Genomic DNA, 12872 nt, shown 5'->3' with positions numbered 1-12872 from the left:
TGCAGGCCTGCCCCACAATGGAAAATTTGCAAAGCGCCGTGGATACGCTGGTCCACGGCTCCAACACCCTGTTCATCCTGATCGGCGCAGTCATGGTGCTGGCCATGCACGCTGGCTTTGCTTTCCTGGAAGTCGGCACCGTGCGGCAAAAGAATCAGGTCAATGCACTGTCGAAAATTCTCAGCGATTTCGCCGTGTCGACGCTGGCGTACTTCTTCATCGGTTACTGGATCTCCTACGGCATCAGTTTTCTGCAGCCTGCGGCGGTGCTGGCAAACGACCACGGTTACGGGCTGGTGAAGTTCTTCTTCCTGCTGACCTTCGCCGCCGCGATCCCGGCCATTATCTCGGGCGGCATTGCCGAGCGTGCCCGCTTCGCACCGCAGCTGTGCGCAACCGTGCTCATCGTGGCGTTCGTGTATCCGTTCTTCGAGGGAATGGTCTGGAACGGCAATTTCGGCCTGCAAGCCTGGCTCAAGGATCACTTCGGCGCCGGCTTCCATGACTTTGCCGGGTCGGTGGTCGTGCACGCGATGGGCGGCTGGCTGGCGTTGGCCGCGGTGACGCTGCTGGGGGCGCGCAACGGGCGTTATCGCGAAGGCAGGCTGGTCGCCTATCCGCCGTCGAGCATTCCGTTTCTGGCGCTGGGATCGTGGATACTCATCGTCGGCTGGTTTGGCTTCAACGTGATGAGCGCCCAGACACTGGAGGGCGTCAGCGGGCTGGTGGCGGTCAACTCGCTGATGGCGATGGTGGGCGGCACCGTGGCGGCGTTGATCGTCGGTCGCAACGACCCCGGCTTCCTGCACAACGGGCCCCTGGCCGGACTGGTGGCGGTGTGCGCCGGGTCTGACCTCATGCATCCGGTGGGTGCGCTGGCAACGGGAATCATTGCCGGCGCGCTGTTCGTGTGGAGCTTCACGGCTGCGCAGGTGCGCTGGAAACTCGACGATGTTCTGGGCGTGTGGCCGTTGCACGGGCTATGCGGCGTATGGGGCGGGATCGCCTGCGGCATTTTTGGTCAGTCCGCATTGGGGGGCATCGGCGGCGTGAGCCTTGCCAGCCAGTTGATCGGGAGTGCTCTGGGTGTGGCAATCGCGCTGGCCGGCGGTTTTCTGGTGTACGGCGTCATCAAGCGGTGTCTGGGCCTGCGCCTGACGCAGGAGCAGGAATATTACGGCGCGGACCTGTCGATCCACAAAATAGGCGCGGTCAGTCACGACTGAGACGCAGCGCCCGTGCTTGGCTATGATTACCCCCGCGTGCGGGCGGTGAGTCTGGCCCGGGTGTTGCCGGCAGCAGGCCGACGACGCGGACATCATCCTTGATTTGTCGAGCCCATTGGGCGTCGGTCAGCAGTAGGAGCGGTCGATGGAGCGCATTTATTCCCTGCAGGGCTTGAGGGGCGTGGCGGTACTGGGTGTCGTGCTGTTCCACATGACGGCGGTGGAGCACAAATATTCCGGCGGTGACATTCTGTTGCCGCCGCTGCTGGATTTCTTTCAGCTGGGCGTCGACCTGTTCTTCATCATCAGCGGCTTCGTGATGGTGATCGTCAGTCGCGGGCGCTTTCAGAAACTGTCCGAGTCCAAACGGTTCCTTTTCAATCGTGTCTCGCGGATTTATCCCACCTATTGGCTGTACTTCTTCATCACCCTTGCGGTGGCTCTGGCGATGCCGGGAATGGTCAACAGCAGCCACGGTTCTTCAAATGTGCTGATGTCCTTTCTGTTGCTGCCCAATGACAAAGTGCTGCTGGTGATTGTCGCGTGGTCGTTGCTGTTCGAGCTGTGGTTCTATCTGGTGTTCACGGTGCTGATGGGCTTTCGCGAGCGCTGGCTGCCGCTGTTTCTGAGCGCGTGGGCGCTGATCCTGGTGGCATTCAACCGTGTCGAAAACTGGCAGGACTACAATTCCGCGCTGAAAATCATGCTGCATCCCTATGCGCTGGAGTTCATTGCCGGCGTCGCGCTGGCGTTGCTGTTCTACAGCCCTCACAGTGCGCGCATTCCCACCACTGCCGTCGGTGCCGCACTGGCCGTCGCCCTGCTGCCCGGGATCGGCTTGATCGGCTATTACCGACTGTTCGACGACCAAGGGATGCTGCGCATGTTCGCGGTCAGTCTGGTGTTCGGGACATTGGTCTTTTCGCTGGCGTTGCTCGAGCGCAGGCGGCACGTGCGGATGCCCGCGTTTCTGGTTGCAGTGGGGGACATGTCCTACACCGTTTACCTGTCGCACTTGCTGGTGCTTGGGGTCATCGGGCGGGTCTGGCAGCTCATCGGCGTCAGGCCCGACAGCCTGCTCGACAACGCCTTGTTTGCGTCCGTGATGATGGTCGCGGTGCTGTGTTACGGATGGGTCGGCTATCGATGCTTCGAGAAGCCTGTGCTGGACCGCTCCAACGACTTTTCCAGACGGCGCTTCAGGCTCGACGGTATTTCGGGGCGGGCCTAAAATAGCGATCCATCCCTTGAAATTCTGCGCTCAGAGGGTCACGCCATGCCGCCGGAATGCCAACTGTTCGGAACCCTGGGTTGTCATTTGTGTGAAGTGGCCGAGGCCGAATTGATGCCGCTGGTGGAGCACGGCCTGCTGGTGGAACTGGTCGATATCGCCGAGAGCGAGTCCCTCAACGAAACGTACGGCTTGAGGATTCCGGTGTTGCGGCGCACCGACACCGGCGCCGAGCTGGACTGGCCATTCGACGCCGGGCAGGTGGTGGTGTTTCTCGCCCGGACCTGAAGCCTGCGGGCGAGTGAAAAGCGAGACGTGAAGCGGGGCTCAGAGGTACTGAGTGTCGACGACCATTGCCTTGGCCACCGCTTCTTTCTGCGCATCGCTCATGCCGTCCCAGACGTGCACTTTGGCGTAGTAGCCAAGGCCGGCGACGATGTACAGGCTCAGGGTAAAGATGATGAACACCGACATGAAGGTCCAGCGACCGACATCGCTGTCTTCGTTGGAGAACGATTGGGAGTAGTTTTCGTCATTTTCGGCAGGGGTGCCGGTGGAGAGACGTTTGATCCATTGAAACAGTTGAACCAGCATGGCGTAACCTCAAAGTTGAAATACAAAATCTGTCGTGGGCAGTGGAAGACCGGTGCGGTCGCGAGCCTTCAGTGCCGACGTATTAACCCCGGCGTTCGCGCAGTGACTGCGCCGAACAAACGCTGAAAACGAAAAAAGCCCGTCTAGGACGGGCTTTCTTTTTATGATTTCAGGTCTGGCAGGCGTTTTCGGTTTCGATCACGATCATTGCCGTGACTCGCTCGGTTTCGCGCCTGCTTGCCGATTTAGCAACATTTTAGAACAAATCAATTTGCCCATCCACTGCTGTCATGTAGTTGTCTGATGACTGGTGCTGTTTCTCGCTGCGACATAACGTCGCGCGGTGCGCAAAGCCCTGCAACAGAGCCTTCGGCCTTAGGCGAAAGCATGGCCGCTCGCGCATCAAGACCCGGTCGAGCAATAATGTCGGCTTCGTCACGTCCGCCTTTTGCTCGAGCCTTCCATGTCCGAACCAGTTTTCAACGCCGCCAACAGCCAGGCCAGCACGTTGTACTTGCCGCCTGGCCCTTGGCAGACCGTCCTCGATTGCCTGTGCGAGCGTTTCAGCGCCATCAGCCGTGCGCAGTGGCAGGACCGTATTGCGCGGGGCAGGGTGCTGGACGGCGATGGTCAGCCGATTTCGGCGGAGCTGGCTTACCGGGAAGGCTTGCGCATCCATTATTTTCGCGAAGTGCCCAATGAGACACCCATCCCTGTGCAGGAGACGATTCTCTACGCCGATGAGCATCTGGTGGTGGCGGACAAACCGCATTTTCTACCGGTGACGCCCTCTGGCGAATACGTCGAGCAGACCCTGCTGCGGCGACTGATCCGCACGCTGGACAACCCCGATCTGGTTCCTTTGCACCGCATTGACCGGCACACCGCAGGGCTGGTGCTGTTCTCCGCCAACAAACAGACCCGCTCGGCGTATCAGTCGCTGTTTCCCACGCGCCAGGTTGAAAAGCGCTACGAAGCCATCGCCAAAGCATTGCCGCACCTGACATTCCCTCGGGTGCACAAAAGCCGGCTGGTGGAGGGTGAGCCGTTTTTTCGCATGCAGGAAGGGCAAGGCCAGAGCAACACCGAAACCCGCGTCGAGGTCGCCGAGCGTAATGGCGATCTGTGGCGCTACAGCCTGTATCCGGTCACCGGGAAAAAGCACCAGTTGCGCGTGCACATGGCGGCGTTGGGGGCAGGGATCTGCAACGACCCGTTCTACCCGGACGTGGTCAAGGACGCCGTGGATGATTACGCAAACCCCCTGAAACTGCTGGCGCAAGGGTTGCGCTTCGTCGATCCGGTAAATGGCGAGGCGCGGATTTTCGAGAGCCGGATCACCCTTGACTGGTAACACGGTTCAATCGGCAGGCAAAAAAAGACCCGCACGATGGCGGGTCTTTTTTCAAGCTGGAATCACAGCTCTTTGACAGTACGAACCTGATCCTTGTTGATACGGGTTTCTTTACCGTCCAGTTGCTTGAACTCATAGAAGCCGGATTCTTCGTCGTATTTAGGCGCGTCGGTTGCCTGAATTTCACGGCCATCGTTCAAGGTGATCACAGTGGGCGACGAGCAGCCAGCAAGACCGGCGAGGCTCAATGCGAGCAGGAAGGCGGCAGGAATAGTCCGTTGTTTCATTACTGTGTCTCCAAGAGATGATTCTTTGTGTAGTGATGTTTCTGACGTAAGCCGCGTCAGCAAAGTTCCATGAAACATGCCCAAGCCCGTCAGGGTGTGATCTGTGTCAGTAATTGCGGCGTATTGAGATTCGCCAGTCGAGGGTCTCCGGCGTCGCACTGCAGCGCCACCGCGCCCAGTTCAGCCATGGTCCGCCTCGGGCTGCGCTGGCCTTGTTGCCAGTGACGTTCGAACACGTGCGCGTGACTGACCGGGATGCAGCACAGCAGCGGCTCCCATTGCTCGCCCTGGCGCACCATCACCGGTTTTGTCGGGTGGGCGATGGCTGTACGCAGCAGACCTTCCAGCAGCGCACGGTCGAGCAACGGCGTGTCGCACGGCATGACCAGCAGAAAGGCATGACGGGCCGCGGCAAGCCCTGCACGAATGCCCGCATACGGCCCCGGAAAACCGGCTTCATCGTCCTGCACCAGTTGATCGGCAAACGCCGCGTACTGCTCGCGATTGCGATTGCAGGAGATGATCAGGTCATCGGTCAACGGCCGCACCAGGCGATGCAGGTGCTCGATCAACGGCGCCCCGCGCCACGGAATCAGTCCCTTGTCGAGCCCGCCCATGCGTTGTCCGTGACCTCCGGCCAGCAGCAGTATCGAACAGGGAGCAAGGGCATCGAAAGGGGTCATGACGAACTCGGTCAGCGCGGAAAAATAAGGGTGCTGTGATATAACACCGCACTGTTTCCTCTACAACCGGACCTAGCCGATGAACGCCAAGGCAGACACACCTTTCGTACCTTTGAATATTGCCGTTTTGACGGTCAGCGACACCCGCACGTTCGAAACCGATACGTCCGGGCAGATGTTCGTCGACCGCCTGACCGCTGCCGGTCACGGGCTGATCGAGCGCGTGCTGCTCAAGGATGACCTCTACAAGATTCGCGCCCAGGTCGCGACCTGGATTGCCGATGACCAGGTTCAGGTCGTGCTGATCACCGGCGGCACCGGCTTTACCGGCCGTGACAGCACGCCAGAAGCCGTGGCCTGCCTGCTGGACAAACAAGTGGACGGCTTTGGCGAGCTGTTCCGGCAGATTTCCGTGCCGGACATCGGCAGCTCCACCATTCAGTCTCGTGCGCTGGCGGGCCTTGCCAATGGCACGCTGGTCTGCTGCCTGCCGGGCTCGACCAATGCGGTGCGTACCGGTTGGGATGGCATTCTCGCCGACCAGTTGAACAACAGTTTCCGCCCGTGCAATTTCGTGCCGCATCTGAAGAAAGCCGAGCCGTGTGCGACCCGTGGGTGATGTTTGATGACCAAGCCTGACATGCCCGGCCTGATGCCGGTTGAAGCGGCCATGGAGCGGCTGATGCGCCTGGCCGAAGGGGCGCCGATCCGAGAGCGTGAAAGCGTCTCTCTGGCCCAGGCGCAGGGCCGAATTCTCGCCGATGATCTGGTTTCGACCCTCGATCTGCCGCCGTGGCCGAACAGCGCGATGGATGGCTATGCCTTGCGCGCGGCGGACTGGACCGGCGAGCCGCTGCCGGTCAGCCAGCGGATTTTCGCCGGACAGGCGCCCGAGCCTCTGCTGCCGGGCACGTGCGCCAGGATATTTACCGGCGCGCCAGTGCCCGACGGCGCTGACTGCGTGGAGATGCAAGAGAACGCCGAGGTGCAGAGCGATGATCGCGTGCGTTTTATCGAGCCGCTGAATGTCGGTCAGAACATTCGCCCGAAGGGGCAGGAAACCACTGTCGGCGACAAGGTGCTGGAAGCAGGCACGATGCTTGGTCCGATCGAGCTGGGCCTTGCCGCGACGATGGGTTTCGGCCAGTTGCAGGTGGTGCGCCGCGCACGCGTCGCGGTGCTCTCCACCGGCGATGAGTTGATCGAGCCCGGCCAGCCTCTGGGCCCGGGGCAGATCTACAACAGCAATCGGGTGTTGCTGTGCAGTTGGCTTGAACGTCTGGGCTGCGAGGTGGTGGATGCGGGCATTCTTCCCGACGACCTTGGCAAGACTCGGACGGCGCTGGGCGCACTGAACGATGTCGACCTGATCCTCTCCACCGGAGGCGTTTCGGTTGGAGAGGCGGATTTCCTGGGTCACGCATTGCGCGAAGAAGGCGAAATCTCCCTCTGGAAACTGGCGATCAAGCCGGGCAAACCGCTGACATTCGGCCATTTCCGGGGCTTTCCGGTGATCGGCCTGCCGGGTAATCCGGCTTCGACGCTGGTGACCTTCGCGCTGCTGGCGCGGCCTTACCTGCTGCGCCGGCTGGGCGTGCGCCAGGTCAAACCGCTGCAGTTCAAGGTGCCCGCCGGTTTCGTCTGGGACAAGCCGGGCAATCGCCGTGAATACCTGCGCGGACGCCTGGAACAGGGCCGGCTGGTCGCTTATCGCAACCAGAGCTCTGGCGTCCTGCGCAGTGCCGCATGGGCGGACGGGTTCATCGAGGTCGTCGAGGGCACGACGGTTGCGCAAGGCGACCTGCTCAACTTCATCCCTTTGAGTGAGGTGCTTGGCTGACAAGCGGCTGGATCCATCTGTGCCAATGTGAACTACCCTCAAACGCGTGTCGTGACAAATGGGCGTCGAGCATCTGCCCCGGAGTTTTGTTATGCAGTCCTTGCGCATTGCCTGTGTGATTCCCACCTATAACGGCCGCCGGGAACTCGAGCGTCTGCTCGATTCCCTCGCGGTGCAGACCGCCGAGTTCGACACGCTTATCGTGGACTCCAGCTCATCGGACGGCACCTTCGAACTCGCCCAGGCGCGGTGCGCCGACGTGATCCGCATTGATGGCAAGCAGTTCAATCATGGCGGCACCCGGCAAATGATGGCGGAGACTCATCCTCGCTATGACGTCTTCGTCTACCTGACCCAGGACGCTTATCTGGAAGATCCCCGAGCCATCGAGAACATCGTCGAGCCATTTGACGATCCGCTGGTGGGTGCGGTGTGCGGCCGGCAACTGCCGCATCTGGACGCCACGGTTCTGGCCAGTCATGCGCGCTGGTTCAATTACCCGCCGGTGTCGCGCGTCAAAACCCTTGCCGATGTCCCCGAGCTCGGCATCAAGACACCGTTCATGTCTAACTCCTTCGCGGCCTATCGGCGCGATGCGTTGCGTGCGGTAGGTGGGTTTCCTCCCCACGTCATCCTCTCCGAGGACATGTACGTGGCGGCCAAGATGCTGCTGTCGCACTGGAAGGTGGCGTATCAGGGTTCGGCGGTCTGTCGCCATTCGCACAACTACACGCTGCGCGAAGAATTTCGACGGTACTTCGACATCGGCGTTTTTCAGGCCCGCGAATCCTGGATTCATGCCCATTTCGGCGGGGCGAGAGGCGAGGGCTTTCGTTACGTGAAATCGGAGCTGGATTTTCTCGGCGCGCGGCGCTGGTACCTGTGGCCGTCGTCATTCCTGCGCAACGGCCTCAAGTTGCTGGCCTTCAAGCTGGGCAAGGAAGAGGCCCGCCTGTCACGTCCCCTGAAGCGCAAGCTGGGCATGTACAAGCGCTTCTGGGACAGCGAACACGCCTGAGTGCATTTACCGATCCAGGCCCTGCCGCGCCAGCAGTGCCTGGAGCACGCTTTTCAGCTCGACGCGGCCCTTGCGCGGCACGCCCTCAAAGCGAATCCAGCCTTCATTGAAACCGTCCAACATCTGCATGCGCGGCAGCGGGTTGCTCATGCCCTGGGACACGAACAGCGCCTGCCATTGGTCTCGCGGCACGGCTTGCATGGTCACCGGTTTGCCGAGCAGCTCGGTGAAAGTTGCGGCGATCTGGTCAGGTGACACGGGCGTCTGGCTTTCGAGCTCGACGATGCGGTTTCCCACCCAGTGTTCTTGCAGCAACTGCGCAGCGACACGGCCTACGTCCGCCGTTGCAATCATCGGCACGGCCCTGTCCAGCGGTTGCAGAAAGCTGGGGATCACGCCAGTGCGCACGGCAGGTTCGATGTCCCACAGACAGTTCTCCATGAACCAGCCCGGACGCAGGAAGGTCACTGGCAGCGCCAGTGTGCTCAGGCTCTGCTCCAGCAGCTGCAATTGATTGAGCAGATTGGGTTGCGTGGCTTGGGCACCGATGGTTGAGATGCACACGATCTTGCCAGGCCGCGAGACGCTCAGCGCTGCGTGAAGGTTGGCAATCATTTGACGGGTTTCCGCAAACCCCTCCGACGGCGAGAAATTGGGCGGCAACAGCACGAATGCTGCCGCGCTGTTTTGAAAAGCGTCAGTCAAGGATGAGACATCGTCCACGTCCGCGATCGCGATGTCGCAACCCATGTCCGCCCACTGCCGTGCCTTTTCAGCGTTGCGGACCACCGCACGAACGGGTTGGCCTGAGCTCAGCAATTGACGCGCGACTTCGCTGCCAACCTGACCGGTGACGCCCATGATGGTGTACATGACTGTTTCCTCTGCAAGGGCGACCCTGCGTCGCCGAGGCACACAGCGTGCACCTGTCGGGCCGATTCTCCGATAGCATGGACGGCATTGGATAAATGATCAGGAGTCATCAATGGGATTCGACGGACGTTTGGCCAGCGGTATGGGCGTGCTCTCGGCAGTGGTCGATACCGGCAGCTTCGTCAAGGCCGCCGAGGTGCTGGACATGACTCAATCCGGTGTCAGTCGGGCAATTGCACGCCTGGAGGGACGACTCGGTATCCGCCTGTTTGACCGCACAACGCGCTCGGTCAAGCTGACCGATGAGGGCCGTCGGCTCTACGAAGAGATCGCACCGTTGCTGGCCGGGCTGGAGGAGGCCGCGTCCTTGGCGTCCGGCAGCGCCAGCGCAGTGCGCGGACGTTTGCGGGTGAACGTTGACCCGTACTTTTCACGGCTCATTCTGGCGCCCGCGCTGGGTGATTTCATGGCATCCCATCCGGAGCTGGAGCTGGACCTGATCACCCGCGAGCAACTGGGTGATCTGGTGGCCGACGGTGTGGACCTTGCCGTACGCTTCGGCGAGCCGCCGTCCTCGTCGCTGATCGGCCGACAGTTGCTCAAAACGCGCGTGCTGACTGTCGCATCTCCGACATACCTGAAAAAGCACGGCCGGCCCGGTCATCCCACCGATCTCGAAAGCCCGGCCCATGTGTGCGTGGACTTCCGTGATTCACAAACCGGGCGACCGTTCATGTGGGAATTCCATCGAGGCAAGGATCGATTGATCTTGAACAGGCGTGGGCGTCTGATGGTCAACGACGTCGCCACCCTGCACCGCGTCTGCGAGCAAGGGCAGGCGGTCGCGCAGGTGCTGGCATTGGGGGTTGAATCGGCGATTGCCGAAGGGCGTTTGATCGAGCTGTTCCCCGACTGGCCGGACGAGCACTTCTCGCTGTATGCGTTGTACCCGTCGCGGCACTTGCCGCCCGCCAAAGTGCGGGCGTTTCTGGCGTTCGTCGTCGCCCTCAGCCGCTGAGGGCAGGGCGCCGGATCAGCTTCGTGCGGCTTCTTCGGCTTGCTCGTCCATGCGGTCGGATTCGAACAGTTCGGCCAGTTCGGCGCGAGCCTCCAGCGCACTTTGCATCACCTTGGCCGCATCGTCGTAGATCAGGTGCTGACGGTTGAGCACCTGTTCGTCATGACGCTTGAAGCGCTCGATCCGCGCCGCCGCCTGCGCCTCGGTCAGGCCCAGGCCGATCAGCGTACGGCGAGTCATTTCAAGGCTGGAATAGAAGGTTTCCCGCACCGCCTGAGCGTCCAGGTCCAGCAGCCGGTGAACGTGCTGGCGGTTACGCGCCCGGGCGATGATCTTCAGGTGCGGATACAGCTTGCGCACCAGCTCGGCGGTCTTGATGTTGATGTCCGGATCGTCTGTGGCAATGACGAAATATTCGGCCTGATCGACTTTGGCGGCACGCAGGATTTCCGGGCGCAGCGGGTCACCGTAGAACACCGGCACGTTGCCGAAACTGCGCGTGAACTCGATGGTTTCCACCGACGTGTCCAGTGCGATGAAGGGAATTTTCTGGGCCCGCAGGATACGCGCCACGATCTGACCCATCCGGCCCATGCCGGCGATCACCACGCGAGGATTGTCAGAATCGATCTCGCGATATTCCTCGGGCACTTCCTTGACCACTGGCTTGGGCTTCAGCCAGCGCGAGAGCACCAGCAACAGCAGCGGCGTGAGCGCCATCGACAATGTGATCGTCAGCACCAGCGTGTCGTACAGGCTGGTATCGAAAAGTCCCTGATCGCGGCCGATATTGAACACCACGAAGGCGAACTCACCGCCCGCCGCCAATACCAGGCCCAGGCGCAACGCGCTCTGGCCGGTGAGGCCGCCAGCGGCGCGCCCGACCAGGTACAACAGCGGGAATTTCAGCGCGATCAGCAACAGGGTCAGGCCCAGTACGGTGATCGGCGCGCTGATCAGCAAGCCGACATTGGCGCCCATGCCGACGCTGATGAAAAACAGCCCGAGCAGCAGGCCCTTGAACGGTTCGATCTGCGATTCCAGTTCATGTCGGTATTCCGAATCGGCCAGCAGCAGCCCGGCGAGGAACGCCCCCAGCGCCATGGACACGCCGACCAGATCCATCAGCCAGGCCGTGCCGATGACCACCAGCAAGGCCGTCGCGGTCGACACCTCCTGCAGCTTGGTCTTGGCAACGATGCGGAACACCGGACGCAGCAGGTAACGCCCGCCCACCACCACCACTGCAATGCCGCCGAGCACTTGCAGGCCGTGACGCAGCGAATCGCCGGAGTCGGCATCGTGAGCGCCGCCCGCCAGCATCGGTACCAGCGCAATCAGCGGAATGGCAGCGATGTCCTGGAACAGCAGAATGGCGAACGCCAGGCGGCCGTGAGGTGCGTTCAGCTCTTTGCGCTCGGCCAGGCTTTGCAGGCCGAACGCGGTCGATGACAGCGCCAGACCCAGGCCCAGCACCACAGCGCTGTTCAGCGGCTGATGGAAGGCGAGCAGGGCGACCGCGCCAATCACAACGCCGGTCAGCAGCACTTGTGCGAGGCCGACGCCGAAGACCGATTTGCGCATGACCCACAGACGTTTGGGCGACAACTCCAGGCCGATGATGAACAGCAGCAACACCACGCCCAGTTCAGAGATGTGCGCGACACTTTCCGGGTTACCGATCAAACCGAGGCCGGACGGACCGATGACGACGCCTGCAATCAGGTAACCGATCACGGCGCCCAGTTGCAGGCGTTTGGCGAGGGGGACGGTGATGACGGCGGCGAGCAGAAACACGACTGCGGCCTGTAACAGGCTGCCTTCATGGGGCATTGGGGACTCCTTTCTGGGTGAGGCGCTGCAGACAAGACCCGCACGTTAGACGGATACGTCCTGCAGACCTGATCACACACTTGCTATTGATTATGTGCGCGTATTAAACCACGTCGAAGTGACAGGAATCAGCGACCGAGACGCTTCGCCGCAGGCCGTGACGATGCAGCGGCGTGTCAGCCGCTGCAGGAGCGCGTAACATAGGACCGCATTTGTAACGCGCAAATGATCTCGACCCGATTCAGGAACTTCGCAATGACCAACAAACAGCGTCTCGTTTATTCGATCATCATCGCCCTGAGCGTGCTGGTCATCATGCTCGGCCTCTCGCATCTGCAGACCATCGGCGTGCTGAGTGAAAAGACTTTTCAGTACATCGCCATTTTTGTCGCCGTGATCGTCGTGGTGCTCAACGGGGTGCTGCGCCGCAAGGTCAAGCACTGATGCCGCGGGTGCCGAGGTGCGAGCAAACCTGCGCATCGACGTACCCGGTTACATAAGCGGATCTGAACTATTTTTTGTCGGCCGAACTCCAAAACGTCGCATTCAAGAAAGCCCTTAACGGGAAATGGAGTTCAAAAATGATCAAGAAACTTACCGCTGCCGTCCTCGCCACCGCCGCTTTGACCACCGCCCAGTTCGCCCTGGCGGACAAGCCTGCTGCCGGCTGGATCACCATCGAAAAAGCGATCGAAAAAGCCAAGGCGGCGGGCTATACCGAAATCTACAAAATCGAAGCCGACGACAATGGCTACTGGGAAGGCGAAGGGCGCAAGGCTGACAGCCTGACCTACGAATTCCGCATCGATGCCACTTCCGGCAACGTCCTGCGTGACCAGAAAGACTGATCATGCCCCTCTGCGGGAGCGCCGTCCGGTGCTCCCGTACTGTTCTTCCCCCCTTTACTCCCCCTTC

General features: G+C 61.1%; 15 protein-coding genes. 10 read left to right on the top strand and 5 right to left on the bottom strand.

Going from position 1 to position 12872, the window contains the following annotated elements; translation table 11 throughout:
• Window positions 1-17 precede the first annotated feature (17 nt).
• The 3 genes from BMZ10_RS06050 to BMZ10_RS06040 all read left to right on the top strand — a co-directional run bounded on the left by BMZ10_RS06050 (window position 18) and on the right by BMZ10_RS06040 (window position 2745).
• Entirely contained in the window at window positions 18-1226 is a 1209-nt protein-coding gene (locus BMZ10_RS06050) for an ammonium transporter (RefSeq protein WP_093459099.1), read from the top strand.
• A gap of 145 nt (window positions 1227-1371) precedes the next feature.
• Window positions 1372-2457 carry an acyltransferase family protein gene (locus tag BMZ10_RS06045; protein WP_093459098.1) on the top strand — a complete coding sequence of 362 codons (1086 nt, stop codon included), beginning with the start codon at window positions 1372-1374 and terminating at the stop codon, window positions 2455-2457.
• A 45-nt stretch (window positions 2458-2502) separates the two neighbouring features.
• Window positions 2503-2745, top strand: a complete 243-nt coding sequence (locus BMZ10_RS06040) for a glutaredoxin family protein (protein WP_093459097.1) — start codon at window positions 2503-2505, stop codon at window positions 2743-2745.
• Window positions 2746-2784: 39 nt separating this feature from the next.
• On the opposite strand, the gene BMZ10_RS06035 is transcribed toward BMZ10_RS06040, so the two are convergent.
• The gene (locus BMZ10_RS06035) at window positions 2785-3051 is read right to left on the bottom strand and encodes a hypothetical protein (RefSeq protein ID WP_093459096.1); all 267 of its coding nucleotides are present in this window, start codon (window positions 3049-3051) and stop codon (window positions 2785-2787) included.
• A 463-nt stretch (window positions 3052-3514) separates the two neighbouring features.
• Between BMZ10_RS06035 and BMZ10_RS06030 the strand changes: the two genes are divergently transcribed.
• Window positions 3515-4405, top strand: a complete 891-nt coding sequence (locus tag BMZ10_RS06030; protein ID WP_093459095.1) for a pseudouridine synthase — start codon at window positions 3515-3517, stop codon at window positions 4403-4405.
• 62 nt (window positions 4406-4467) lie between these two features.
• Here BMZ10_RS06030 and BMZ10_RS06025 read toward each other — a convergent pair whose 3' ends face one another.
• Both BMZ10_RS06025 and mobA read right to left on the bottom strand, forming a co-directional pair.
• Complete coding sequence (locus BMZ10_RS06025) at window positions 4468-4692, bottom strand: YgdI/YgdR family lipoprotein (RefSeq protein WP_093459094.1); 225 nt, start codon at window positions 4690-4692, stop codon at window positions 4468-4470.
• Between the two features lie 89 nt (window positions 4693-4781).
• A complete protein-coding gene (mobA, locus tag BMZ10_RS06020) occupies window positions 4782-5375 on the bottom strand; it encodes a molybdenum cofactor guanylyltransferase MobA (protein WP_093459093.1) in 594 nt (197 codons plus the stop codon).
• A gap of 79 nt (window positions 5376-5454) precedes the next feature.
• Between mobA and moaB the strand changes: the two genes are divergently transcribed.
• The 3 genes from moaB to BMZ10_RS06005 all read left to right on the top strand — a co-directional run bounded on the left by moaB (window position 5455) and on the right by BMZ10_RS06005 (window position 8233).
• A complete protein-coding gene (moaB, locus tag BMZ10_RS06015) occupies window positions 5455-5994 on the top strand; it encodes a molybdenum cofactor biosynthesis protein B (RefSeq protein WP_093459092.1) in 540 nt (179 codons plus the stop codon).
• A gap of 6 nt (window positions 5995-6000) precedes the next feature.
• Window positions 6001-7215 (top strand): molybdopterin molybdotransferase MoeA, encoded by a 1215-nt coding sequence (glp, locus tag BMZ10_RS06010; RefSeq protein ID WP_177182049.1) that lies wholly within the window; start codon window positions 6001-6003, stop codon window positions 7213-7215.
• A gap of 91 nt (window positions 7216-7306) precedes the next feature.
• The gene (locus tag BMZ10_RS06005) at window positions 7307-8233 is read left to right on the top strand and encodes a glycosyltransferase family 2 protein (protein WP_093459091.1); all 927 of its coding nucleotides are present in this window, start codon (window positions 7307-7309) and stop codon (window positions 8231-8233) included.
• 6 nt (window positions 8234-8239) lie between these two features.
• Here the strand turns inward: BMZ10_RS06005 and BMZ10_RS06000 are convergent, their stop codons facing one another.
• Window positions 8240-9106 (bottom strand): NmrA family NAD(P)-binding protein, encoded by an 867-nt coding sequence (locus tag BMZ10_RS06000; protein ID WP_093459090.1) that lies wholly within the window; start codon window positions 9104-9106, stop codon window positions 8240-8242.
• Window positions 9107-9218: 112 nt separating this feature from the next.
• On the opposite strand from BMZ10_RS06000, the gene BMZ10_RS05995 reads away from it, so the two are divergent.
• Complete coding sequence (locus BMZ10_RS05995; protein ID WP_093459089.1) at window positions 9219-10124, top strand: LysR family transcriptional regulator; 906 nt, start codon at window positions 9219-9221, stop codon at window positions 10122-10124.
• 15 nt (window positions 10125-10139) lie between these two features.
• Here the strand turns inward: BMZ10_RS05995 and BMZ10_RS05990 are convergent, their stop codons facing one another.
• Entirely contained in the window at window positions 10140-11957 is a 1818-nt protein-coding gene (locus BMZ10_RS05990; protein WP_093459088.1) for a monovalent cation:proton antiporter-2 (CPA2) family protein, read from the bottom strand.
• 255 nt (window positions 11958-12212) lie between these two features.
• Between BMZ10_RS05990 and BMZ10_RS05985 the strand changes: the two genes are divergently transcribed.
• Together BMZ10_RS05985 and BMZ10_RS05980 are read left to right on the top strand one after the other, a co-directional pair.
• Complete coding sequence (locus tag BMZ10_RS05985; RefSeq protein ID WP_093459087.1) at window positions 12213-12401, top strand: hypothetical protein; 189 nt, start codon at window positions 12213-12215, stop codon at window positions 12399-12401.
• Window positions 12402-12538: 137 nt separating this feature from the next.
• Complete coding sequence (locus BMZ10_RS05980) at window positions 12539-12805, top strand: PepSY domain-containing protein (protein WP_093459086.1); 267 nt, start codon at window positions 12539-12541, stop codon at window positions 12803-12805.
• Window positions 12806-12872 lie beyond the last annotated feature (67 nt).

Origin of the sequence: Pseudomonas sp. NFR16 (assembly GCF_900108875.1) — a bacterium.
Taxonomy (GTDB): Bacteria; Pseudomonadota; Gammaproteobacteria; order Pseudomonadales; family Pseudomonadaceae; genus Aquipseudomonas.
Note: the sequence above shows the minus strand (reverse complement) of the source record. Positions and strands in the feature narration are given on the sequence as shown.